The following is a 23,902-nucleotide window of genomic DNA, read 5'->3' as shown; positions in this document are numbered from 1 at the left end:
CGGTGACGCCGCACACGGCGGCCTGGACAGCATTGCACACCCATTGCGCGGCGCCTGCCTTGACCCGGATCAAATTCAGTCGCTGTGCGGCTTCAGCAGGCGTGCTGGATTGCCGGCCACGCGCGCGCCGGCCGGCACGTCGCGGGTGACCACGCTGCCGGCGCCGACCACCGCGTCGTCGCCGATGGTCACACCGGGCAGTACGATCGCGCCGCCGCCGATCCAGACGTTGCGCCCGATCGTCACCGGCCGCCCCAACTCCAACCCCTCGGCGCGCTGCGCAGCATCGCGCGGATGATCGGCGGCATAGAGTTGCACCGCCGGCCCGATCTGGGTGCCGGCGCCGATGTGCACCGGTGCCACGTCCAGGATCACGCAGTTGAAGTTGAGGAACACGTCCTCGCCGAGATGGATGTTGTAGCCGTAGTCGCAATGGAACGGCGGCCGCACCACCGCGCCGCGTCCCACCGAACCCAGTCCTTCGACCAGCAGCGCGTGCCGCCGCGCCGGTGGCTCGGCCAGCGCCGCGTTGTAGCGCTGCATCCAGGCACTGGCCGCGTCCTGCTCGGCCCGAAGCTGTGCGTCGTTGGGGCGATACGGTTCGGCGGCCAGCATCTTCTCTTTCTCGCTTCGCATCCTTGCCCTCCCAGGCAGTGGTCGAACGCGAATGATCGCATCGCGCTGCGTCACGGCGCGTGTCCCTGGCGGTGACGCGCAAGCCGCAGCCACGGCGACGTCGTGACCAACAGACCACGTCGCATTCACCGTCCAGCAACGCCTACGCGTCCGATCATCGAACGCCCATGCCGGCACATTCCAGCCCGCGTGGACTCTCTCCCAGACAAAGGCGGTGCGCGAGGTGCGCGACGGCGGCGCCACGTTCGTCGTCAATATCGAGAACGGCGGCGATTTCGTGGTGCCGGCGAGCGCGGTGCGCGACGTGCATTTCGGCAAGGTGATGCTGGCGGTCGAGCACCTGCCGGCGCCGCTGCGCGAGGCGTTGCGGCATCCGCATGATGCGGAGTTGCCAACCTCGACCTATGCCGCCAGCGATCCGGGCGACGGCGCATTGAAGGACTGAGGCGGCACACTTTCCGGCTGCAACGCCGCAGCTGCGATGCAGCCGTAGTCCAAGGGGTTGCGCGCTTGGCGGCCGTCCACAGCGGGACAGCGCTGGACGACCGCCGCTGCCGCCAGCCGCCGGAGGGACATCGCTGTCGCGCGGCCGTCCCGCGGTCACAGCCCGGGACCCGTGGCCCCCGGATGAACGGCATTGCCCGGCACCTTCGTGACCGGGCTGGGCAAGTGCGACGACGACGGCGACAGGTGCTAACGTTCCGCGCTTCGCATCCCATCCCGCTCCCGGAGCCGCGCATGTCCGCCACCGCTTTTCCCGTCTCCCGTCGCGCCCGTCGGGCGCTGGTCCTCGGCATCGGCCTGGCGCTCACCGGCGCCGCGCAGGCACAGGTGGTGCGCACACCGGACGTGCCGGTGCCGCAGGACACGCCCTACCCCGGCACCCTGACCCTGCAGGTGGACGCCGGCGATGTGCGCCAGGGTATCTACCGGGTGCACGAGACCATCCCGGTCAGCGCCGGGCGGCTGACCCTGCAGTATCCGCAGTGGATTCCCGGCGACCATTCGCCGAGCGGGCCGGTGGCGATGCTGGCCGGCCTCACCCTCACCGCCAACGGCAAGCCGCTGCCGTGGCGCCGCGACACCTTCGACGTGTACAGCTTCCACGTCGACGTGCCGCAGGGCGTGAGCGCGATCGACGCCAGCTTCCAGTACCTGTCGCCGCGCGACGACGGCTTCGAGATGACCGACAAGATGCTGCAGCTGGAGTGGAACAAGGTGGCGCTGTACCCGGCCGGCCACGACACCCGCGGCATCACCGTGGCGCCGAGCGTGACCCTGCCGGCCGGCTGGGAGTTCGGCACCGCGCTGGAGACCGCCAGCCGCAACGGCGCCACCACCACCTTCAAGCCGGTGGACTTCACCACCCTGGTCGACTCGCCGATCTATGCCGGGCGCTACTTCAAGCGCGTGGACCTGACCCCGGCCGGCGGCGCGCCGGTGCACCTGGACGTGGTCGCCGACGCACCGCGGTTCCTGGACATCAGCGCCGAGCAGCTGCAGGCGCACCGCAATCTGCCGGTGCAGGCGATCAAGCTGTTCGGCTCGCATCACTATGCGCATTACGACTTCCTGTTCTCGCTGTCGGACGTGCTGGGCGGCAACGGCCTGGAGCATCACCAGTCCAGCGAGAACGGGCTGGCTGCCGACTACTTCAGCGCCTGGGACGAGAACGCGCCGGACCGCGACCTGCTGGCGCACGAGTACACGCACTCCTGGAACGGCAAGTTCCGGCGCCCGGCCGACCTGTGGACGCCGACCTTCAACGTGCCGATGGGCGACTCGCTGCTGTGGGTCTACGAGGGCCAGACCCAGTACTGGGGCTATGTGCTGACCGCGCGCGCCGGGATGTGGACGCCGCAGCAGTTCCGCGACGCGCTGGCGATGACCGCGGCCAACTACGACCGCAACCGCGCCGGCTTCCGCTGGCGCTCGCTGGAGGACACCACCAACGACCCCACCGCCGCGCACCGCGCACCGCTGCCCTACCGCAGCTGGCAGATGAGCGAGGACTACTACAGCGGCGGGCAGATGGTGTGGCTGGCGGTGGACGCCAAGCTGCGCGCGATGAGCGGCGGGCGCAAGTCGCTGGACGACGTGGCCAAGGCGTTCTTCGGCATCGACGACGGCAGTTTCGCGGTCAAGACCTACACCTTCGACGACGTCGTCGCCGCGCTCGACGGCGTGGTCCACTACGACTGGGCCGACTACATCAACCGCCGCGTCTACCAGGTGGACCCGCCGCTGCTGGAAGGCCTGCAGGCCAGCGGCTGGAAGCTGGTGTATACCGACCAGCCCAGCGCATTCGAAAAGCAGTACGACGGCCGCCACCAGTCGGCGCGGCACCGCTACAACTTCGCCTGGTCGATCGGCCTGGTGATGAACGACGACGCCAGCATCAACGACGTGCTGTGGGATGGCCCGGCGTTCAAGGCGGGGGTCAGCAGCGGCGCCACGGTGCTCGCGGTCAATGGCCAGGACTATTCGCGCGACACGCTCAAGCAGGCGATCGCCGATGCCAAAGGCGGCAGTGCGCCGATCGTGCTGACGCTCAAGTACCAGGGCGGCGTGCGCGACGTGCCGGTGAACTATCACGACGGCCTGCAGTATCCGCACCTGGTGCGGGTCGAGGGCACGCCGGACTACCTGAGCAAGATCATCGCCGCACGGCGCTGAGCCGACGCCTGCCGCCGCTGCCGTCAACGCAGCGGCGGCAGGTGCGCGAGGCGGCACCGTCACGCGCTACACGCGGACGCCGACGACAATGGTAGGCGTGGTTTCCGTCCTGTCCCGGCATGCCTGCGATCGAGTTGCTGACCATCAATGCGCACATGGGCTTCAGCGTGCTGAAGCAGCGCTTCATGCTGCCAGAGTTGCGTGCGGCGATCCGCACCCTGCCCGCGGACCTGGTGTTCCTGCAGGAGGTGCTGGGCGAGCATCAGCTGCACGCCGGCCGCCACGCCGACTGGCCGGCGCAGAGCCAGTACGAATTCCTCGCCGACGCGCTGTGGCCGCAGTTCGCCTACGGCCGCAATGCGGTGTATCCGCATGGGCACCACGGCAATGCGCTGCTGTCGCGCTTTCCGATCGCCTCCTTCGTCAACCGCGACGTCTCCATCGCCGGCCACGAGCACCGCGGGCTGTTGCATGCGGTGCTGGAGATCCCCGGTCATGCCGAGGCGGTGCATGCGATCTGCGTGCACCTGGGTTTGCGCGAGGCACACCGGCGTCGACAGATCGGCCTGCTCGGCGCGCTGATCGCCGAACTGCCGGCGCCGGCGCCGCTGATCGTGGCCGGCGACTTCAACGACTGGCGCCAGCGCGGGCATCCGCTGCTGCAGCGGCATGGCCTGACCGAGGCCTTCGTGCACCTGCACGGACGCGTGGCGCGCAGCTTCCCGGCGCGCTGGCCGCTGTTGCCGCTGGACCGCATCTATGTGCGCAACGTGCGCATCGAGGCCGCAAGGGTGTTGACCGGCCGGCCGTGGTCGCACCTGTCCGACCACGCCCCGCTGCACGCCAGGATCGTGCTGTGAACCGGACCGCGAACCGCGACACGCGCTGGCGCCAGGGCCACCGCCTGGAGTTGCTGGAGAACGGCGATGCGTACTTCCGGTGCGCCTTCGCCGCGATCGACGCGGCCCGGCACGAGGTGCTGCTGGAGACCTTCATCTGGTTCGAGGACAAGGTCGGCCTGGCGCTGAAGGATCACTTGGTCGCCGCTGCGCGCCGCGGCGTGCGCGTGCACCTACTGGTGGATGCGTTCGGCTCGCCGGATCTCTCGCCCGGCTTCGTGCGCGAACTGACCGAGGCCGGCGCCGAGCTGCGCCTGTACGACCAGCAGCCGACCCTGCTCGGCGTGCGTTTGAACGTGTTCCGGCGCATGCACCGCAAGCTGCTGGTGGTGGACGGGCGGATCGGCATGATCGGCGGCATCAACTGGTCGGCCGATCACCTGGCCGATTTCGGCCCGGAGGCGAAACAGGACTACGCGGTGGAGGTACAAGGCCCGGTGGTGGCGGACATGGTCGCGTTCGTGCGCCGGACCCTGGCCACCCACGGTACCGGTGCGGGTTGGGTGCCGCAGGAGAACGTCGATATGCCGCCCGCCGGCGCGGCCGAGGTGTGCTTCCTGCCACGCGACAACGCCGGCCGTTCACGCAGCATCGAGCGCGCCTACCGGCAGGCATTCCGCAACGCGCGGCACCAGATCGTGCTCGCCAACGCCTACTTCTTCCCCGGCTACGGCTTCCTGCGCGACCTGTGCGCCGCTGCGCGCCGCGGGGTGGCGGTGAAGCTGATCTTCCAGGGCCAGCCGGACACGCCGCTGGCGCTGTTCGCCGCACGCGCGCTGTACCGGCATCTGGTCGATGCCGGCGTGCAGATCTTCGAATACTGCGAGCGCCCGTTCCACGGCAAGGTCGCGGTGATCGACGGCCACTGGAGCACGGTGGGATCGAGCAACCTGGATCCGCTGAGCCTGGCGCTGAACCTGGAAGCCAACCTGATGATCCGAAATGCCGCCTTCGCGCGCGACCTGCACGGGCGCCTGCAGCGACTGATGCAACGGCACTGCCGCGAAGTCGTGCCGGCGCAGGTGCCACGCAGGCGCTTCTGGCAACCGCTGCTGCGGCCGCTGCTGTTCCATGTGCTGCGCAACGTGCCGCAGTGGGCCAGCCGCCTGCCCAAGCGCACGCCGCGCACCGCGGTGCTGCGGCGCAAGCGGCACGCGCCATGAACCATCCGCGCACGCGTTGGCGCATGCTGCGCCGCTTCGCCTATCTGGCCTTCCTGGTCCTGGTGGCGGTATTGCTGGTGCGCGCGGCGCGCACCGTGGACTGGGCGCAGGTCGGCACCACCCTGGCGGGCTACGGTGCCGGCACCCTGGCCGCCGCCGCAGGCCTGAGCCTGGCCAGCTACGTGCTGTATGCCGGCTACGACCTGGCCGCGCGACGTTACGCGACGCATGCGGTGCCGACGCCGCGGGTCATGGCGATCGCGGACATCGCCTACGCCTTCAGCCTGAATGTCGGTGCGCTGATCGGCGGCACTGCGATCCGCTACCGGCTGTACGGACGCGCCGGGCTGGGCCTGGCGACGATCAGCCGCGTGGTCGGCTTCGCCATCGCCACCAACTGGATGGGCTATCTGCTGCTGACCGGCGTGCTGCTGGTCAGCGGGCGCCTGCGCACGCCTGCGCAGTGGCCGCTGAGCGGCGCGGTGCTGCCATGGGTCGGCGCCGCCATGCTGGGCTTGGTGGTGGCCTACCTGATCGCCTGCCAGCGCGCGCACGGCCGCACGCTGCAGGTGCGCGGCCACGTCCTGCACCTGCCGCCATTGCCGCTGGCGCTGCTGCAACTCGGCCTGGGCACCGGCAACTGGGCGCTGATGGGCGCCCTGCTGTACGTGCTGATGCCGGCCGGCGTGGCCTATACCGCGGCGCTCGGCGCACTGCTGGCGGCGGCCGTGGCCACCGCCATCGCCCACGTGCCGGCCGGCATCGGCGTGCTCGAAGCGGTGGTGCTGCCGCTGCTGGGATCGCATGCACCGCAAGCGGAACTGCTGGCGGCGCTGCTGGCTTATCGCGCCTTCTACTACCTCGGCCCGCTGCTGCTGGCCTGTGCCGGCTATGCGCTGCTGGAAGCGCGGTGGCGGCGCGGCGCGGGCTGAGCGAGGCCGTGTGCGCGACGGACCCAGCCTCCTGACCACCGACCTGTTGCGCTGCGCCTGCGGTGCCAGCGTCGCAGCGCACGCGTCCTGGAGCAGGACGGTCATGCCGCCGCACGGATGCGCTCTTCGGCACCCCGGCACGGTCGACCGAGCGAACGCGCGCAGCGCACACCATTGGCTGTCCTCATCGCCGCACACACCATTCCCGGGAGGTCGCATGAAACTGCTGTTCGCCGTCGCGCTCGCGGCGCTGCTGTCGCCGTGTCTGTCCGCATCCGCCGCACCCGTTGCGCCCTCGCCCCTGCTCGGCAACTGGGCCGTGGACGTGGCGCGCCTGGATCGGGCGCCCCAGGACCGGCCCAAGGCGGTCACCCTGCGCTTCAGCGAGGCGGGCAAGGGCAAGTGGGCCGTCAAGGTCGACATTGCCGAACAGGGCGGCGGCACCATGCATGCCGAAGGCGTCGCCGCGCTCGATGGCCGCGCCACGCCGGTGAAGAACAACTTCGAGGCCGATGTCTTCGCCCTGCGGATGCCCGCGCCCAACGTGCTGGTGATGATGCTGTCCAAGGACAGGAGCGTGGCCTCGACCCGCATCTACACCGTAGCCGCGGACGGCCGCTCGATGACCGAAACCGTGTCCGCGTTCGCGCCGGACGGCACACCGACGATGCGCACCAACTACTTCACCCGCGTCGCGGCATCGTCCGCGCCGTCGCCACGCTGACGCATGCGCCGGTCGCGGCATGTCAGACCGGTGCTGGCCTACGCAGCTCTCCAGCGAGGTACAGGCCAGGAACCCAACCAGCTCGGTCATCGCCTGGCGTCCTGGCGCGGCCGCGGTCGCTGACGTAGGGACCATGAAGCAAGACCATGGATGCTCCCTGCGTAGATGCCCGCCCTGCCCGGCCAGTCGCGCCAGCCCGCCGCGAGCGGCAGACCGCGTTACAGGAACCGGTTCACTTGCGTCAGGCCGATCTGCGATGGCCGCCGGAATGCGTTCTGCACCTTGTCGATCTGCGAACCAGGTACGCCTTGCGCCTCGAAGTGGCCTTTCCACTGGCGCACCACGCCCGCCACCTCATCGATCACCGCTGCCGCGGCCGCGGTGGTGAGGGCAAACCTCGCGCAGTGCGTGAGCGCGTTGTCGAGCGTGGACAGGCGCCCCTGTGCGCCGATCCCCAGGTGCAGGAAGCGCTCGCTGCCGCCGCTCGGCCTGGGAACCACGTCGTAGAGCGGACTCAGGCGCCAGCCCCCGAAGTCGCCACGGTGCACAAGCGCGTGGTTGCGGAGATGGTCGTCGTCGTTGCAGACCAGAATGTTGAACACCATGCGCCGGAACAGTTCGTGGCGATCGGCAGTCACCTGTCCCGCCGCACCCAGCCGGCCCAGCGCGTCGGCGATGTCCGCATAGGCCATCTTCGGCGAATCCATTTCATGCACGCCCAGCGCCGTCAGCGCACTGACCATATGCCATTTGCGATAGCCCTCGGCCTCGGTGCCGCGATCGAAGCGCGCGATCATCATCACCGTCCCGCGACCTGGCACATCGATCAGCCGGGTGTCGGGAACATCCATCTTGGCAAGACGGGCCAGTTCCAGCGTGGCGTGCTCGATCAAGGGAATGTCGAACGGATCGCGCCGGGTCGGGAACTTGGCCAACCACTGCCGTCCCTGATCGACCAGCACCGCTTTGGGCCGCATGCCGCCGAGCGTGGGCGCTTCGCCCAGCAGCTCGAGCAAGTGTTGCGGAACGGACTCGCCCTCTTCGATTCGCTCGGCGGCATCGAGCAGGTGATCCAGATGCATCGGCCGCAGCAGACCGCTGTCGTGCGGCGCGTCTTCGGGACGGCGACGGAAATCGAGGGCACCGCTGCGGTTGGGACTGGAATTGTCGATCAGCACCCGGTCGTTGAGTTGGCCTTCCTGGATGCGCAGCGTGTTGGCAAGCACGCGCCGGCCCCAGGCATCGGGAAGGGCATCGCGGATGGCGCCGAACAGGGCGAGATCGCCCGGCGGCGCGACCTCGATACCGGGCGCTAATTCGTCCAGGCGCAGGCTGCGGGGATCGACGTCGATGGCGCCGGGGCGGCGGGAATAGCGCATGCCATAGGCAAACCGGCTACCGACTGATGCGGCGTGCGTTTCCACCAGCGTCAGCAGCCCTGCGGGCACGTCCTGATCGGCTCCCTCAAGGCGGATCATGACGTAACGTTCGTGGACCGGCATCGTCAGAAATCCAGTTTCTTGCGCAGATCGCGCTTGCGCACCCGGCGTCCATGCGCCGCATCCATGGCCTGCGCCACCGGATCGTGCAATGCCTGCAATGTGCCAAGCAGGCCCAGCACTTCCATGACACTGACCCACGCCCAGATGGCGACGCCGGGATTGCCCGATTCGATCTTGAGGACGGTCAGACGGCTGACCCGGGCACGCTCGGCCAGTTCCTCCTGGGTCATCGTCCGGGCTCTACGGCCGCGACGAATGACGTCTCCCAGCGACGTGATGGCCGAGCTCGCCAATGGCGACAACCTGTCGTAAGCAGCCATGTCTTCAATCCGATACGCAAACAGCGTTTATGCAATTAATCGGATACATCATACCGTGGCAGACATCGGACGCAAATCGAAGAATAGTCTTCAATTATGAATCTTATGCAGCTTTAAGTCTTCTATTGAAGACATTCAGAACGTCGAGTATGTCGCCATCCCGCCGCGTCCGCAGACGGGACCGAAGAGCGCACCTACAACAGGGTCAGATTGGCGTACGCCATCACCAGCCACTTGGCGCCGGCCTCGTCGAACTGCACCTGCACGCGGGCGTGGGCGCCGCTGCCTTCGTAGTCGATGACCACGCCGCTGCCGAACTTGGGGTGCTGCACGTTGGCGCCGAGCTTGATCGCCGGGGCCTCGATCACGCTGTGCCCCAGGCTGCGCGGCGCGCCCAGCGACGCGCTGCGCGAGACCTGCACCTTCGGCCGCACTTCGTGCAGCAGTTCGCGCGGGATCTCGCGCAGGAAGCGCGAGGGCACGTTGTAGTTGTCCTGGCCGTGGATGCGCCGCGACTCGGCATAGCTCAGCACCAGCTTGTGGCGGGCGCGGGTGATGCCGACATAGGCCAGGCGCCGCTCTTCCTCCAGGCGCCCGCTCTCTTCCAGCGAACGCGCGCTGGGGAACAGGCCGTCTTCCATGCCGGCCAGGAACACGATCGGGAATTCCAGGCCCTTGGCCGAGTGCAGGGTCATCAACTGCACGCCCTCCTCGCCGGCCTGGGCCTGGCCTTCGCCGGCCTCCAGCGAGGCGTAGGCGAGGAACGCGACCAGCTCGGTCATCGCCTGGCGGCCTTCGTCGGCGTCCTCGTCGCCGTCGGCGCGGACGAAGCGCGAGGCCACCGACACCAGTTCGTCGAGGTTGTCGGTACGCGATTCCGAATCCAGCCCGCCGCGGCTTTCCTTGCCCCAGTGCTCGCGCAGGGTGGAGCGCGCCAGCACCTGGTCGATCTGTTCGGGCAGCGGCAGCCCGGCCACGTCCAGGGCCAGTTGCTCGATCAGGCCGAGGAACTGGCCCAGCGCGTTGCGCGCGCGTGCGGCCAGGTCGCCGCCCTGCTGCGCGGCCTGTCGCGCCGCCGCCCACAGCGACAGCGACTGCGCGCGCGCCAGGCGCCGCACTTCGTCCAGGGTGCGGTCGCCGATGCCGCGCGGCGGCGTGTTGACCGCACGCTCGAACGCCGCATCGTCGGCGCGGTTGGCGACCAGGCGCAGGTAGGCCAGGGTGTCCTTGATTTCGGCGCGCTCGAAGAAGCGCATGCCGCCATAGACCCGGTACGGCACCTGCTCGGCGATCAGCGCCTCTTCGAACGCGCGCGACTGCGCGTTGCTGCGGTAGAGCACCGCCGCCTCGCTGTAGCTGCCGCCGTCGCGCACCCACTGGCGCACGCGCTCGACCACGTAGCGCGCCTCGTCCACCTCGTTGTAGGCCGCGTACAGGTCGATCGGCTCGCCATCGCCCGAATCGGTCCACAACTGCTTGCCGATGCGGTCGGGGTTGTGCGCGATCACCGCGTTGGCGGCGTTGAGGATGTTGGCGCTGGAGCGGTAGTTCTGCTCCAGGCGGATGGTCTGCGCGCTGGGGAAATCGGTGAGGAAGCGCTGCACGTTCTCGACCTTGGCGCCGCGCCAGCCATAGATCGCCTGGTCGTCGTCGCCGACCACGAACACGTGGCCGCTGTCGCCGGCGAGCACGCGCACGAACGCGTACTGGATGGCGTTGGTGTCCTGGAATTCGTCGACCAGGATCTCGCCGAAGCGGGCGCGGTAGTGCGCCAGCAGCGCCGGGGTGTCGCGCAACAATTCGTGTGCGCGCAGCAGCAGTTCGGCGAAGTCGACCAGGCCGGCGCGGTCGCAGCGCTCCTGGTACAGCGCGTAGGCGTTGCGCAGGGTGGTCACCCACTCGTCGCGCGGTTCCGGCTGGATGTGCTGGGCGCGGCGGCCCTCGTCCTTCTGCTGGTTGATCCACCACACGATCTGCTTGGGCGGGTACTTGCCCTCGTCCAGCTCCAGCTGCTGCACCACGCGCTTGACCAGCCGCAGCTGGTCGTCGGCGTCGAGCACCTGGAAGCTCTCCGGCAGCTTCGCGTCCTGCCAGTGCAGGCGCAGCAGGCGGTGCGCCAGGCCGTGGAAGGTGCCGATCCACATGCCGCGGCTGCCGTTGCGCAGCTGCAGGTCGGCGCGGTGGCGCATCTCGCCCGCGGCCTTGTTGGTGAAAGTGACCGCCAGGATCCCGTGCACCGGCACGCCATGCACCTGGTGCAACCAGGCGATGCGATGGGTGAGCACGCGCGTCTTGCCGGAGCCGGCGCCGGCCAGGACCAGATAATGGCCGGGCGCGGCGGAAACGGCCTCGCGCTGGGCGGGGTTCAGATCGTCGAGCAAATGAGAGACATCCACCCGCGCATTTTAGCCGGTGCGGCGGCGCAGCGGCTGCGACAGCGCGCGTCGCCCGGCACACGACGTGGCGTCAATCGGTGCGGAACAGCCGTTCGGCCAGGAAATCCACGAACACGCGCAGCTTCGGCGACAGTTGCCGACGCGACGGCCACACCACGAAGAACGCGCCGCCGTCGGTCAGGTGCGCGTCCAGCACCGGCTGCAGGCGGCCAGCGGCCAACGCGTCCTGCGCCAGGAACGCCGGCATGCAGGCGATGCCCAGGCCGGCGATCGCCGCGGCGCGCACCGCTTCCATGTTGTTGCAGGTGAGCACCGCCGGCGGCAACGGCGCCGGTTCCGCCAGCGGCCAGTCCTGCGGCTTGCCGGTATCGGGAACGCGGAACAGCACGCCATCGTGCGCGGCCAGCTCCGCCGGGGTCTGCGGCACGCCGCGGCGGCGCAGGTAGTCCGGCGCCGCGCACAGGCAGAAGCGGAACGGCCCCAGGCGCCGCGCCAGCAGCCGCGAGTCGGCCTGCACGCCGCTGCGGATCACCGCGTCCAGGCCGTGTTCGAGCAGGTCGACCACGCGGTCGTCGAACTCCAGGTCCAGCTCCACGTCCGGATAGCGCTGGCGGAACTCCGGCAGCAGCGGCACCAGGAAGCGGTAGCCGATGGTCGGCAAGCCGACCCGCAGCCGCCCGCGCGGCGCCTGCCGGGTCTGCGCCAGCGCCTCCTCGGCCTCGCGCAGGTCGGCCAGCACGCGCTGGCAATGCTCCAGGAACAGCGCGCCCTCGGCGGTCAACGCGATGCGCCGGGTGGTCCGCTGCAGCAGGCGCACGCCGAGCTCGCGCTCCAGCGCGGCCACGCTCTTGCCCACCGCCGAGGCCGAGATGCCGAGCACGCGGCCGGCGCCGACGAAGCTGCGCTGTTCGGCGGCCCGGACGAAGGCGACGATGCCGGTGAGGCGATCCATCTGGCGATATTAGAGCGTTCCATTCCGCAAAGCGCGGAGGATCGCGGCCTTTTTCGCGAATTGCCGCCCCGGTATCTCTAGTGGCCTTTCGACATCCGCCGCCAGAGCCGCTCCGATGACCTCCGCTTCGCCTCCCGATTCCACTCCCCTGCCGCGCCGCGGCGCCGCCCTGGCCGCGGTGTGCCTGGCCGCCCTGGCGCTGCCACTGAACTTCTCCGGCGGTGCCGTCGCCACCCCGGGGATCGGCGCGGCCCTGGGCGGCAGCGCGCTGGCCCTGGCCTGGATCACCAACGCCTTCATGCTCAGCTTCGGCAGCCTGCTGCTGGCCGCCGGCGCGCTCGCCGACCGGCATGGGCGGCGCCGGGTGTTCCTCGGCGGCCTGGCGCTGTTCGCCAGCGCCAGCCTGGGCGTGGCTGTGGCCGGCTCGGTCGCGGCGATCGACCTGTGGCGGGCGCTGCAGGGCGTCGGTGCCGCCGCCGCGCTCGCCGCCGGCACCGCGGCGCTGGCCCAGCTGTACACCGGCGCGGCGCGCACGCGCGCGTTCAGCCTGCTTGGCACCACCTTCGGCACCGGCCTGGCGTTCGGCCCGCTGGCCGCGGGCGCGCTGAGCGAACGGCTGGGCTGGCGCGCGATCTTCTTCGGCGTAGCCGCGATCGCGGCGCTGGCGTGGGCCCTGGCCGCGTGCTGGCTGCCGGCCTCGCGCGCTCCGGCCGGCGGTCCGCCCGACCGCGCTGGCGCGCTGTGTTTCAGCGCGGCGCTGGCGCTGTTCACCGCCGGCCTGATCCAGGGGCCGCACAGCGGCTGGGGCAGCGCCGCGACGCTGGCCCTGCTCGGTGCCGCGGCCCTGCTGCTGCTCGGCTTCGTGTGCATCGAACGGCGCCGCCGCCATCCGCTGCTGGACCTGAGCCTGTTCCGCTACCGGCGCTTCGTCGGCGTGCAGCTGCTGCCGGTCGCCACCTGCACCAGCTACGTGGTGCTGCTGGTGCTGCTGCCGCTGCGCATGATCGGCGTGGATGGCACGCCGGCGGCCAGTGCCGGCCTGACGCTGCTGGCACTGTCGGCGCCGATGCTGCTGGTGCCGAGCCTGGCCGCGGTACTGGCGCAGCGCATCGCCCCGGCCTGGCTGTCGGCAGCCGGGTTGGCGGTGGCCGCGGCCGGCCTGTGCTGGCTGGGCGCGCGGCCCCCGGCGCAGGCGCTGCCGGCATTGTTGTTGATCGGTGCCGGTACCGCCCTGCCCTGGGGCCTGATGGATGCACTGTCGGTGAGCGTGGTGCCGATCGAACGCGCCGGCATGGCCGCCGGCCTGTTCGGCACGCTGCGCGTGGCCGGCGAAGGCATCGCCCTGGCGAGCGTGGCGGCCCTGCTCGCGGCCTTGGTGCAGGTGCGGCTGGCCGCGGTCGCGCCGCTGCTGCCGCACGCGGCCCTGGCGGACACCGCGCAGCGGCTGGTCGCCGGCGATCTGTCCGCCTCCATGGCCGAGGGCGCGCTGTCCGCGACGCAACTACGGCTGGCCTACGCAGCGGCCTTCGGCACGCTCACCCGGGTGCTGGCGGCGATCACCGCGCTGGCGGCGATCGCGATCTGCCTGTTGCTCGGGCGCACGCCGCAAGACGCGGTGGATGGGGGCCTTTGATCGCGTTAGGAGACCCGCCTGTAGGACCGGCAATGCAGGCCGCAGCTAGAAACGACGCAAAGGCCTGTCCCTGTTGGAGCGGCTTCAGCCGCGACGGGCGTTACCGAAGTCACGAGTCGCAGCTGCGCCGCGCGCAACCGCGGCCGGCATGCGCCGCAGCGCTCAATGGACGGTAGCTACCGGCAGCTCAAGCGCCAGCAGCGCCTGCGCGGTCTGCTGCGCCTGCACCCGCAGCTCGGGGATCGCCAGGCTTTCCCACAGGCTGCCGATGCGCAGACTGCCGAGCACGCGGATGCGCGGCGTGGCGTGGCCATCGGCGTCGAGCAGCGCACCATCGGCGGCGCTGCCCACGCCGATGCCGTGCGGCCCCGGCTGCGCATGGCCGCAGCCGAGTAATTGGTGCAGCAGCGGATTGCGCATGGTCTGTGCGCGCAGTTCGACGCCGGTGGCATTGATCACACAGTGCGCGTCGAGCTGCAGCGGCACGCCGTCGGCGCCCATGCCGTTGACCTGCACGCAGGCGCCGACCGGGAATACCGTATCCAGCCGCGCGCGGTGCAGGCGCAACTGACCGACCCGGCGCATCGCCTGCAATTGCGCGAAGACCGGCGCGGCGATGCGATGCCGGTGCACGTCCCAGTAGCGCACCACGTGGCGCAGGAAGCGGCGCTGCTCGGTCACCGACAGCGACTGCCACAGCGCCTGGCTCAGCGGGCGTATCCGGTCCATCACGCTCTGCCAGGGCCGGCCCTGCGCCTGTGCCGCGGCGGCGTGGCGACGCAGCGCGCGCACGCGCTGGCGCAACGGCATCGCCAGCAACGCCTGCGCATCGAAGTCGGCCGGCGCGCCATGCGCGGCGTGCGGCAACGGCAGCAAGGCGTGCCGCGAGACCACGTGCACCGGGCCGCGGTGCGCATTGGCCAGCAGCGTCAGCACGCTGTCGGCCATGCTCAGGCCGGAGCCGACGATGCACACCGTGGCCTCGCGCGGAATCGCCTGCAGCTGCGCGTAGTCCCAGGCCTCGATCCGCGACGGCGCGTCGAGACCGGGAGCGCCGCGCGCCGGCAGCGGACGCAGGCTGTTGCCCAGCGCCAGCACGGTGGCGCCAGCGTGCAGCTGTCCACCGTCGTGCAATTGCAGAATCTGACCGCCCGTCGGCTGCGGATGCAGCGCCAGCACCCGCGCCTGGCGCCATTGCAGGCGCGCCGGCCCGGCGGTCTGCGCCTGCCACAGGCGTGCGCGCAGATAGGCGGCGTAATGGCGGCGCTGCACATAGGCCTCGGCCAGTGCGGCGCGCGACAGCTGCGGATACAACGCCTGCTGCTGCAGCCAGTCGAGGAAGTCGTCGGGCGCGTCGGCGAAGGCGCTCATGCGCCCGGCCGTCACGTTCAACAGGTGTTCGGCGCAGGGCGTCGCATAGGCCACGCCCTGCGCCAGCGCCGGCTGCGATTCGATCAATTGCACGCGCAGCGCGGTGCCGGCCTGACGCAGCAACTGCAGCGCGACCAGCACGCCGGCCGCGCCGCCGCCGACGATGGCGATGTCGCAGTCGTCGGCGGCCGGTTCGCTGGGCACAAGCTCATTCATGCCGCGATTGTAAGGGAAGCCCCCACCGGCCCGGCCCGCGGCTGAGAACCGTGGTGCATGTGCCGGCACCGATCGCGCATGAGCGCGTCATGCGCCTGTCATCGGCATGCGTCACATCAGCGCATCGGCCAGGCGCGCGATGCCTTCGCGGCTGCGCCGCCAGGCCGGCCGCTTGCGCCAGTCCTGCAACGTCAGCACCCGCGCGTCGGCCAGGTAGTCGGCCTCCACCGCGCGCAGTCGCTGCACCACCGCGGCGCTGTAGCACAGCATGCCGACCTCGGCGTTCAACGCGAACGAGCGGATGTCCAGGTTGATCGAGCCGACCAGGGCGATGCCTTCGTCCACGCTCAGGTGCTTGGCGTGCAGGAAGCACGGCCGGTACAGCGCGATCTTGACCCCGCTGCGCAGCAGTTCGTCGTAATAGGCCTCCTGCGCCCAGGCGGTGAGCCGCTGGTTGTTGCTCTCGGACAGGATCAACTGCACGTCCACCCCGGACAGCGCGGCGATGCGCAGCGCGCTGAGCGTGGCCTCGTCCGGCACGAAGTACGGCGTGACCATGACGATGCGCCGCCGCGCCAGATGGATCAGCGCGTTGACCGTGTCGCGCGCGTTCTCGAACGGATACGCCGGCCCGCTGGGCAACAACTGCGCGGCAACGCCGCCGCCGTGGATGGAGGCGGGCGCGACCACGCTCAGGCGCTGCCCGGTCTCGATGAACCAGTCGCTGGCGAACACCGCCTCCAGGTGCGCCACCACCGGCCCCTGCACGCGCGCCACCAGCTCGCGGTTGGGATGGCCGGGCACGAACTGCGGTTCGGCCAGGTTCTGCGAACCGATGTAGCCGACACGGTTGTCGATCACCGCGATCTTGCGGTGGTTGCGCAGGTCCATGCGGCCGCTGCGGCGCCAGCGCAGCCCGCCCGGCAACAGCGCCTGCACCTCGACCCCGGCCGCATGCAGGCGCTTGCGGTAGCGGCGCAGGCCACGGCGGCCGCCGCGCGCATCCAGCAACAACCGGCACTGCACGCCGCGCGCGGCGGCGCGCAGCAGCGCCGCGCTCACCGCATCGCCGACCGCGTCGTCGAACATCAGGTAGTACAGCAGGTGCACGCGCTCGACCGCCGCATCGATGTCGTCGATCAGCGCCTGCAGCGAGGGCGCGTAGCGGTCGAGCAGCTCGACGCTGTTGCCGTGGGTCGGCATGAAGTCGCCCTGGCGCTCGACCAGCGGCACCACTTCGGCGACCACGGTGTCGGCCGGCGGCGCCCAGCGCAGCGCGGTCAACGGCACCTGCTGCTCGCGGATCACCTGCGAGGCCAGCGCCTGGCGGCGGATGCGCTCGCGCGACAGCCAGGGGTGGCCGAGCAGCAGGTACAGCGGCAGCCCCAGCAACGGCACGAAGCCCACCAGCAGCAGCCAGCTGCGCGCCGCGCCGGGCGTGGTGCGGGTGGGGATCCACAACAGCGCCACCAGCCGGATCAGCCAGTCCAGCGCCAGCAGCCACGTGCCTTCCAACCAGACCGGCAGCATCGCGATCCTCGCAACCCAGGTCGCCCGATTCTGCGGACTGCGCCGGCAAACGCAACCATGGCCGCAGCGGCGGCGGGGTTTTCCATCCTCCAGACGCACGAAACCCGCCTTGCGGCGGGTTCCGTGTCCAGCGTGAACAGCGATCCGAGGATCAGCCGATCACTTGATCTTGCCTTCCTTGTACAGGACGTGCTTGCGCACGACCGGATCGTACTTGAGGAATTCCATCTTCCCCGGGGTGTTCTTCTTGTTCTTGTCCGTGGTGTAGAAGTGGCCGGTACCGGCCGAGGAAATCATACGGACCTTATCGCGCTTGCCTGCCATGATGCTCTACTCCTCAGACCTTTTCGCCGCGCGCACGCAGCTCAGCCAGAACGGTGTCGATGCCGTTCTTGTCGATGGTGCGCAGCGCGTGCGCGGAAACCTTCAGCTTGACCCAGCGGTTCTCGCTGGCGACCCAGAAGCGGCGCTCGTGCAGGTTGGGCAGGAAACGACGGCGGGTCTTGTTGTTGGCGTGGGAGACGTTGTTACCCGTCTGCACACGCTTGCCGGACACTTGGCATACGCGGGACATTGCGCACCTCGATAGTAGTTTGGTCGCCCATAGCCTGGGAGACGGCGGCCCCGGCAGCCCTGCGGCCACCACGCGACGTGGGAAATCAAGCGGTTACGCTGGGAAAGGCCGGCCGGAGATCGCGCATCCGGCCGCCGGCCCCGACCTCGTCGGGCACAGCGAGCCGCGCATTATGCAGGCGATCAAGGGCTTGTGCAAGTTGTCCACAGGACCAGGCGCCGCGCGCAGGTCCGGGCGGATGGACCAGGCGGGCGTTGCTATTGTATCCGGCGCAAGCCGCTTGCTAGCCTCGTCCGGACCATGCGCCGCCTGTTCCGTCCACTGCGTACCTCCCTGCTGATGCTGCTGCTGGCGGCGTTCGTGGTCGTGCCGGTGGCCGATGCGCTGGCCTGCGCGCTGGAGCCGGAATCGGCCGACGCCGTGCACGCGCCCGCCGCGGCGCATGCCGATGGCGAGGACAGCGACGGCAAGCATGCCGGCGCCTGCAGCCACAACCATTGCCACCACTCGAATCTGAGCCTGCCGGCGAGCGCCCTCGCCGTGTTCGGCGCGCCGCGACCGGCGCGCTGGATGCAGGCCGTCGACGCTTCACCTGCAGGCGTCGTCCAGGACGGATTGAAGCGCCCACCCAGAGCGTGAGTTGAGCGTGTCCCGCGATCGCGGGTTTCCGTTTCCCTCACCTCTGGAATTTGCTCATGTCGACTCCGACACGTCGGCCGCCGCGCGCGGCCGGGCGGGTCGTCGCCGTGCTGCTGGGCCTGGCCCCGGCCGCGCTGGCGATGGCGCAGAACGCCCCTTCTTACGACACCTTGCTGCAACGTCTCGATCAACTGCCCGGCAGCCGCGTCGGCGCGGCGCTGACCGAGGCCGCCGATGCGCGCGCCGAACAGGCGCGGGCGCTGCCCAACCCGTCGCTGTCCTGGTCCACCGAAAACGCCTGGGGCAGCGGCACTTATGCGGGCACCGACCGGGCCGAAACCTCGCTGACCCTGTCGCAACCGCTGGAACTGTGGGGCCAACGCGGCGCGCGCATCCGCGCGGCCCGCGCCGACGCCGACGCTGCGGCCCTGCGCGGCACGCAGAGCCGCAGCGAGGCCGCCGGCGAGGTGGCCTCGGCCTACGCGCTGGCCGAAAGCGCGCTGCGCCGCTACGCGCTGGCCGAGGAAGCGCTGGGCCTGATCCGCGACGATGCGGCCGCCGTCGAGGCGATGGTCGCGCAGGGCCGCGAGCCGCGACTGCGCGCGGTGCAGGCGCGCAGCGAAGTGGCCGATGCCACCGCGGCGCTGGACGAAGCGCAGGCGTTCCGCGACGCGGCGCTGGCGCGCCTGGCGGCGATCGCCCTGCTGGAGACGCCGGTGCAGTCCCTCGATGGCAGCCTGCTCGACCGCACGCCGCCATCGCCGCGCGCGACCGAGGCGGCAGCGCTGCCAGTGCGCATCGCCGCTGCGGAAGCCGAAGCTGCTGATCGCCAGGTCGAGGTGGAGCGCAAGCGTGCCCTGCCCGAGCTGAGCCTGACCGCCGCGCAGACGCGGTTCCGCGAAGACCGCGCCCACGCCTACACGCTCGGCGTCAGCCTCAGCCTGCCGCTGTTCGATCGCAACCGCGGCGGCATCCGTGCCGCCAGCGCCGAACGACGCGCGGCGGAGGCACGACTTGAGCGACAACGTCGCACCAGCGCCGCCGACCGCGTGTCCGCGCTGGCCACGCTGAAGGCCGCCGGCAGCCGCACACGCGCCGCCGACGACGGCGTGGCGGCGGCGCAGGAGGCTTACCGCCTGGCCCGCATCGGCGTCGACGCCGGTCGCATCACGCAACTGGAACTGCGCAGCACCCGCGCTGCGCTCATCGCCGCGCGCGGCATTGCCGTGGACGCGCGCCTGGCGCGCGTCGCGGCGGAAATCGAACTGGCCCGCCTGGAAGGGCGCGCGCCGTTCATGGAGGCCCAATGAACCTGTCCCGTCCGATCTCCCTTTCCGCCAGCCTGCTGCTGGCACTCCTGCTGGCCGCTTGCGCCGGCGACAGGCAGGCCCCCCTGGCGGCCGATGACGCGCACGACCGTGGCGCCGAGGGCAAGGACGCAGCCCACGCACCGGTGGCCAAGACCGATGCCACTGCCCACGCGGATGCCGAAAGCGGCGACGTGGTGCGGCTGACGCCGCAACAGATCGCCGCCTCCGGCCTGGATGTGGTCGCGGTCGGCCGCGGCGGCGGCGCCTCGGTGCGCCTGGCCGGGCGGGTCGAACCGGCGGTGGGCGCGCGCGCCTCGGTCGCCTCGACGGTGACCGGCCGGGTCGAGCGCGTGCTGGTCGCGCCAGGCGACGCGGTGCAGGCGCAGCAGCCGCTGGCCATCGTGGTCAGCGGCGAGGCCGCGGTGTTCCGCGCCAATGCACTGGCTGCCGCGGCCGAGGCCAAGGCCGCCGGCCTGGCGCATGCCCGCGACCGCGCCCTGGTCGAACAGGGCGTGGTCGCCCGCCAGGAGCTGGAAACCTCGCACGCGCGGGCGCTGGCGGCACAGGCGCAGGCTGCCGCCGCGCAGGCGCAGGCCGCGGCCAGCGGGGCCCCCGATGCCAGCGGCCGCGTGCGCATCGTCAGCCCAGTGGCCGGCATCGTCGGCAACGTGCAGGTCACGCCCGGCAGCGTAGTCGCGGCCGGCAGCGTGGTGGCCGAGGTCGCCGATCCGGCGATGAACGAGCTGGTGTTCAGCGCTCCGCCGGCGCTGGCGGCGCAGGTCGCGCCCGGCATGGCGCTGGAGGTGCGCGGGACGGGTGGCAGCTTCGCCGCCCGGGTCACGGCGGCGGCGGCCGACCTGCGCCAGCCGGGTGGCGCCGCGGTGATCCGCGCGATGCCGGTCGCTGCGCCCCTGCCGGCGGCCGGCTCGCCGGTCTCGGCGGTGCTGGTCACCGACGGCCAGGACAGCGCGCTCAGCGTCCCCGCCGATGCGGTGCAGACCGTCGAGGGCCGCAACGCGGTGTTCGTGGCGGTCGCGGGCGGCTTCAAGGCGCAGGCGGTGCTGGTCGGGCGGCGCGCCGGCGACCGCATCGAGATCCTCGGCGGACTGCGCGGCGACGAACGCATCGTCGGCGCCAACGCCTTCCTGCTCAAGGCCGAACTGGCCAAGGGCGACGCCGACCACGGCCACTGAGGAGGCGACCATGTTCAAGCTGATCATCGACACCGCCGTGCGCCACCGCTGGCTGGTGGTGGCGCTGGCGGCGCTGCTCGCCGCCGTGGGCCTGTTCCAGTTGGGCAGGCTGCCGATCGACGCGGTACCGGACATCACCAACCGCCAGGTGCAACTCAACACGGTGGCGCCGGCCCTGACCCCGGAGCAGATCGAGCGGCAGGTGACCTACCCGCTGGAAACCGCGCTGGCCGGCATCCCCGGCCTGACCGCGACCCGCTCGCTGTCGCGCAACGGCTTTTCGCAGGTCACCGCGATCTTCACCGATGCGACCGACCTCTACTTCGCCCGCCAGCAGGTGGCCGAACGCATGCGCGAGGCGGCCGAGGCGTTGCCCGACGGCGTGACGCCACGGCTGTCGCCGGTGACCACCGGCCTGGGCGAGGTACTGATGTGGACGGTGGACTTCACCGCGTTCGACCCGTCCCGGCTGGCCCGGCCGGGCGCGGCGGGCTGGCAGGCCGGGGAGGTCTACCGCACGCCGGACGGCGAACTGCTGCGCACGCCGCAGGAGCGCGCCACCTATCTGCGCACCGTGCAGGACTGGATCATCGCGCCGCAGATGCGTTCCAGCCCCGGTCTGGCCGGCGTCGACACGGTCGGCGGCTACGTCAAGGAATACGGCGTGCATCCGGACACTGCCAGGCTGGCCGCGCACGGCCTGGGCCTGGCCGACCTGGTCACCGCCCTGCAGCGCGCCAACGTGCAGGCCGGCGCCGGCTTCGTGCAGCGCGCCGGCGAAGGCCTGGTGGTGCGCGCCGACGGCCTGGCGCTGAGCGCCGACGATCTCGCGCAGGCGCCGGTGGCCACCCGCAACGGCATGGTGGTGCGCGTGGCCGACGTGGCCGCGGTCGCCTCCGGTCGCGCCCCGCGCCTGGGCGCGGCCAGCCGCAACGGCCACGAGGCGGTGCTGGGGACCGCGCTGATGCTCGCCGGCGGCAATAGCCGCACTGTGGCGCAGGCCGCGGCCGCGCGGCTGGCGCAGGTGAACGCGTCGCTGCCGCCTGACATCGTGGCGGCGCCGGTGCTGGACCGCAGCGTGCTGGTCAACGCGACCATCAGGACCGTGGCCAGGAACCTCACCGAGGGCGCGCTGCTGGTGGTGGTGATCCTGTTCCTGCTGCTGGGCAACCTGCGTGCGGCCGCGATCACCGCGCTGGTGATTCCCTTGTCGTTCCTGTTCGCGGTGATCGGCATGCACCGCTTCGGCATCAGCGGCAACCTGATGAGCCTGGGTGCGCTGGACTTCGGCATCCTGGTGGACGGGGCGGTGATCGTGATCGAAGCGACCCTGCTGTTGCTGGGCCAGCGCCGCGCCGCGCTGGGCCGTGCGTTGAGCGCGACCGAGCGCCTGGGCGTGGCCGCCGAGGCGGCGCGCAAGATGGCGCGGCCGGCCGCCTTCGGTCAGTTGATCATCCTGCTGGTGTTCGCGCCGATCCTCACCCTGGAGGGCGTGGAGGGCAAGACGTTCCAGCCGATGGCCGCCACCTTCATGCTGGCCCTGGTCGGTGCGTTCCTGTTTTCCTTCACCTTCGTGCCGGCGATGGCCGCGCTGCTGGTGCGCGAGCCGACGCTGCCGGACGACGCGGCGCATGCGACCGACGACGCGCACGAAACATGGCTGCTCCGCGCGCTGCGCACGCGCATCGCGCCGGTGATCCGCACCGCCGTCGCGCATCCGCGTACGGTCGCCGCCGGTGCGGTGGCGATGCTGCTGGCGGGCGTCGGCGCGTTCGCGATGCTGGGCCGCGAATTCATGCCGACGCTGGACGAAGGCAATGTGGCGATGCAGGCGCTGCGCGTGCCGTCCACCTCGCTGGAACAGTCGCTGGCGATGCAGCTGGCGCTGGAAAAGGCCATCGCCGCGCAGCCGGAAGTGGCGACGGTGTTCTCGCGGACCGGCACCGCCGAGGCGGCGATCGACCCGATGCCGACCAACATCTCCGACAGCGTGATCGTGCTCAAGCCGCGCAAGGACTGGCCCGATCCGGCGCTGGACAAGGAGCGACTGGTGGCCCGCCTGGAGGCGCTGGCGGGGCAGCAGCTCGGCAACAGCTTCGAGTTCAGCCAACCGATCGAATTGCGCTTCAACGAACTGATCTCCGGCGTGCGCACCGACCTGGCGGTGATGATCTTCGGCGACGACTTCGGCCAGTTGCAGAAGGTGGCCGAGCAGATCGCATCGACGCTGCGCGCGGTGGAGGGCGCGGCCGACGTGCGGGTCGAGCAGATTTCCGGGCTGCCCACGCTGGATGTGACCATCGACCACACGGCGGCGGCACAGGTCGGGCTGAGCGCGGCCGACGTGAGCGACGCGCTGGCCACCGGCATCGGCGGCCGCGCCGCCGGCAAGATCTTCGAGGGCGACCGCCGCTTCGACGTGGTGGTGCGGATGGACGATGCCGCGCGCAACGATCCGGATCAGTTGGCCGCGCTGCCGATCGCCACGCCGACCGGGCAGGTGATTGCGCTGTCGTCGGTGGCGCGCATCGCCGTCAGCGAAGGGCCGAACCAGATCAGCCGCGACAACGGCAGCCGGCGCGTGGTAGTGCAGGCCAACGTGCGCGGCCGCGACCTGGGCGGCTTCGTCGGCGCGGCGCAGGCCGCGGTGGCCGACGTACCGTTGCCGCCGGGCGCCTACCTGGCCTGGGGCGGCCAGTTCGAGAACCTGCAGCGTGCCGAGCGGCGGCTGGCGACCGTGGTGCCGGTGGTGTTCCTGCTGATCGGCGGCCTGCTGTTCATGGCCCTGCGCAGCGTCAAGGAAGCGGTGCTGGTGTTCAGTTGCGTGCCGCTGGCGCTGGTCGGCGGCCTGCTCGCCCTGCTGCTGCGCGGCATGCCGTTCTCGGTGTCGGCCGCGGTGGGCTTCATCGCCGTCTCCGGCGTGGCCACCTTGAACGGCCTGGTGCTGATGCAGGCGATCCGCGAGCGCCTGGAGGCCGGCGACCTGCCGCTGCAGGCGGCGATCGACGGCGCGGGCAGCCGCATCCGCGCGGTGTTGACCACCGCGCTGGTCGCGATCGTCGGCTTCATTCCGATGGCGATCGCCAGCGGCTCCGGTGCGGAGGTGCAGAAACCGCTGGCGACGGTGGTGATCGGCGGGCTGATCACCGCCACCGCCCTGACACTGCTGGTGCTGCCGACCTTCGCCGCACGCGTGGCCGGGCCACGCCACGCCGGCTGATCCGCCGCAGGCCGGC

Annotated in this window: 20 protein-coding genes; 11 read left to right on the top strand and 9 right to left on the bottom strand. The window is 71.0% G+C overall.

The window, feature by feature from the left end; translation table 11 throughout:
* Positions 1 to 75 precede the first annotated feature (75 nt).
* The gene (locus tag SLW56_RS16705; protein WP_267093122.1) at positions 76 to 636 is read right to left on the bottom strand and encodes a sugar O-acetyltransferase; all 561 of its coding nucleotides are present in this window, start codon (positions 634 to 636) and stop codon (positions 76 to 78) included.
* A gap of 214 nt (positions 637 to 850) precedes the next feature.
* Here SLW56_RS16705 and SLW56_RS16700 point away from each other — a divergent pair, with 214 nt between their 5' ends.
* The 6 genes from SLW56_RS16700 to SLW56_RS16675 all read left to right on the top strand — a co-directional run bounded on the left by SLW56_RS16700 (position 851) and on the right by SLW56_RS16675 (position 7,030).
* Entirely contained in the window at positions 851 to 1,081 is a 231-nt protein-coding gene (locus tag SLW56_RS16700; RefSeq protein ID WP_267093123.1) for a hypothetical protein, read from the top strand.
* A 293-nt stretch (positions 1,082 to 1,374) separates the two neighbouring features.
* Positions 1,375 to 3,312, top strand: coding sequence for a peptidase M61 (locus tag SLW56_RS16695; protein ID WP_267093124.1), 1,938 nt, complete (start codon positions 1,375 to 1,377; stop codon positions 3,310 to 3,312).
* Between the two features lie 119 nt (positions 3,313 to 3,431).
* Complete coding sequence (locus SLW56_RS16690; RefSeq protein ID WP_267093125.1) at positions 3,432 to 4,172, top strand: endonuclease/exonuclease/phosphatase family protein; 741 nt, start codon at positions 3,432 to 3,434, stop codon at positions 4,170 to 4,172.
* Entirely contained in the window at positions 4,169 to 5,374 is a 1,206-nt protein-coding gene (gene clsB, locus SLW56_RS16685) for a cardiolipin synthase ClsB (protein WP_267093126.1), read from the top strand. The genes SLW56_RS16690 and clsB overlap by 4 nt, the downstream gene beginning before the upstream one ends.
* The gene (locus SLW56_RS16680) at positions 5,371 to 6,306 is read left to right on the top strand and encodes a lysylphosphatidylglycerol synthase domain-containing protein (RefSeq protein WP_267093127.1); all 936 of its coding nucleotides are present in this window, start codon (positions 5,371 to 5,373) and stop codon (positions 6,304 to 6,306) included. Before clsB ends, SLW56_RS16680 begins: the two co-directional genes overlap by 4 nt.
* Before the next feature lie 217 nt (positions 6,307 to 6,523).
* Entirely contained in the window at positions 6,524 to 7,030 is a 507-nt protein-coding gene (locus tag SLW56_RS16675) for a hypothetical protein (RefSeq protein ID WP_267093128.1), read from the top strand.
* Positions 7,031 to 7,248: 218 nt separating this feature from the next.
* Here the strand turns inward: SLW56_RS16675 and SLW56_RS16670 are convergent, their stop codons facing one another.
* The 4 genes from SLW56_RS16670 to SLW56_RS16655 form a co-directional block, all read right to left on the bottom strand.
* Positions 7,249 to 8,532 (bottom strand): HipA domain-containing protein, encoded by a 1,284-nt coding sequence (locus tag SLW56_RS16670; RefSeq protein ID WP_267093129.1) that lies wholly within the window; start codon positions 8,530 to 8,532, stop codon positions 7,249 to 7,251.
* A gap of 2 nt (positions 8,533 to 8,534) precedes the next feature.
* The gene (locus SLW56_RS16665) at positions 8,535 to 8,852 is read right to left on the bottom strand and encodes a helix-turn-helix transcriptional regulator (protein ID WP_223875660.1); all 318 of its coding nucleotides are present in this window, start codon (positions 8,850 to 8,852) and stop codon (positions 8,535 to 8,537) included.
* Between the two features lie 194 nt (positions 8,853 to 9,046).
* Positions 9,047 to 11,248, bottom strand: coding sequence for a DNA helicase II (uvrD, locus tag SLW56_RS16660; RefSeq protein WP_267093130.1), 2,202 nt, complete (start codon positions 11,246 to 11,248; stop codon positions 9,047 to 9,049).
* Between the two features lie 70 nt (positions 11,249 to 11,318).
* Positions 11,319 to 12,200, bottom strand: a complete 882-nt coding sequence (locus SLW56_RS16655; protein WP_320695196.1) for a LysR substrate-binding domain-containing protein — start codon at positions 12,198 to 12,200, stop codon at positions 11,319 to 11,321.
* A 115-nt stretch (positions 12,201 to 12,315) separates the two neighbouring features.
* Here SLW56_RS16655 and SLW56_RS16650 point away from each other — a divergent pair, with 115 nt between their 5' ends.
* Positions 12,316 to 13,833, top strand: a complete 1,518-nt coding sequence (locus SLW56_RS16650) for an MFS transporter (RefSeq protein WP_320695195.1) — start codon at positions 12,316 to 12,318, stop codon at positions 13,831 to 13,833.
* A 162-nt stretch (positions 13,834 to 13,995) separates the two neighbouring features.
* Here SLW56_RS16650 and SLW56_RS16645 read toward each other — a convergent pair whose 3' ends face one another.
* The 4 genes from SLW56_RS16645 to rpmB form a co-directional block, all read right to left on the bottom strand.
* A complete protein-coding gene (locus SLW56_RS16645; RefSeq protein WP_295907797.1) occupies positions 13,996 to 15,420 on the bottom strand; it encodes an FAD/NAD(P)-binding protein in 1,425 nt (474 codons plus the stop codon).
* Positions 15,421 to 15,531: 111 nt separating this feature from the next.
* Positions 15,532 to 16,950, bottom strand: coding sequence for a cardiolipin synthase (cls, locus tag SLW56_RS16640; RefSeq protein WP_010342732.1), 1,419 nt, complete (start codon positions 16,948 to 16,950; stop codon positions 15,532 to 15,534).
* A 159-nt stretch (positions 16,951 to 17,109) separates the two neighbouring features.
* A complete protein-coding gene (gene rpmG, locus SLW56_RS16635) occupies positions 17,110 to 17,277 on the bottom strand; it encodes a 50S ribosomal protein L33 (RefSeq protein WP_169411268.1) in 168 nt (55 codons plus the stop codon).
* A 10-nt stretch (positions 17,278 to 17,287) separates the two neighbouring features.
* Complete coding sequence (gene rpmB / locus SLW56_RS16630) at positions 17,288 to 17,524, bottom strand: 50S ribosomal protein L28 (RefSeq protein WP_010342733.1); 237 nt, start codon at positions 17,522 to 17,524, stop codon at positions 17,288 to 17,290.
* A 300-nt stretch (positions 17,525 to 17,824) separates the two neighbouring features.
* Between rpmB and SLW56_RS16625 the strand changes: the two genes are divergently transcribed.
* Genes SLW56_RS16625 through SLW56_RS16610 form a run of 4 tightly spaced genes read left to right on the top strand, consistent with a single transcriptional unit; the run spans position 17,825 to position 23,886 of the window.
* Positions 17,825 to 18,163 (top strand): hypothetical protein, encoded by a 339-nt coding sequence (locus SLW56_RS16625; protein ID WP_017908581.1) that lies wholly within the window; start codon positions 17,825 to 17,827, stop codon positions 18,161 to 18,163.
* Positions 18,164 to 18,219: 56 nt separating this feature from the next.
* Positions 18,220 to 19,473 (top strand): TolC family protein, encoded by a 1,254-nt coding sequence (locus tag SLW56_RS16620; RefSeq protein WP_320695194.1) that lies wholly within the window; start codon positions 18,220 to 18,222, stop codon positions 19,471 to 19,473.
* On the top strand, positions 19,470 to 20,666 hold the full coding sequence (locus SLW56_RS16615; protein ID WP_267084005.1) for an efflux RND transporter periplasmic adaptor subunit: 1,197 nt from the start codon (positions 19,470 to 19,472) through the stop codon (positions 20,664 to 20,666). Before SLW56_RS16620 ends, SLW56_RS16615 begins: the two co-directional genes overlap by 4 nt.
* A 10-nt stretch (positions 20,667 to 20,676) precedes the next feature.
* Positions 20,677 to 23,886, top strand: a complete 3,210-nt coding sequence (locus tag SLW56_RS16610; protein ID WP_320695193.1) for a CusA/CzcA family heavy metal efflux RND transporter — start codon at positions 20,677 to 20,679, stop codon at positions 23,884 to 23,886.
* The last annotated feature ends 16 nt before the right edge of the window (positions 23,887 to 23,902 follow it).

The sequence above is a fragment of the Xanthomonas sp. LF07-6 genome (assembly GCF_034105445.1).
Classification (GTDB): Bacteria; Pseudomonadota; Gammaproteobacteria; order Xanthomonadales; family Xanthomonadaceae; genus Xanthomonas_A; species Xanthomonas_A sontii.
The sequence above is the reverse complement of the archived record's forward strand: the minus strand, read 5'-3'. Positions and strand labels throughout refer to the sequence as shown.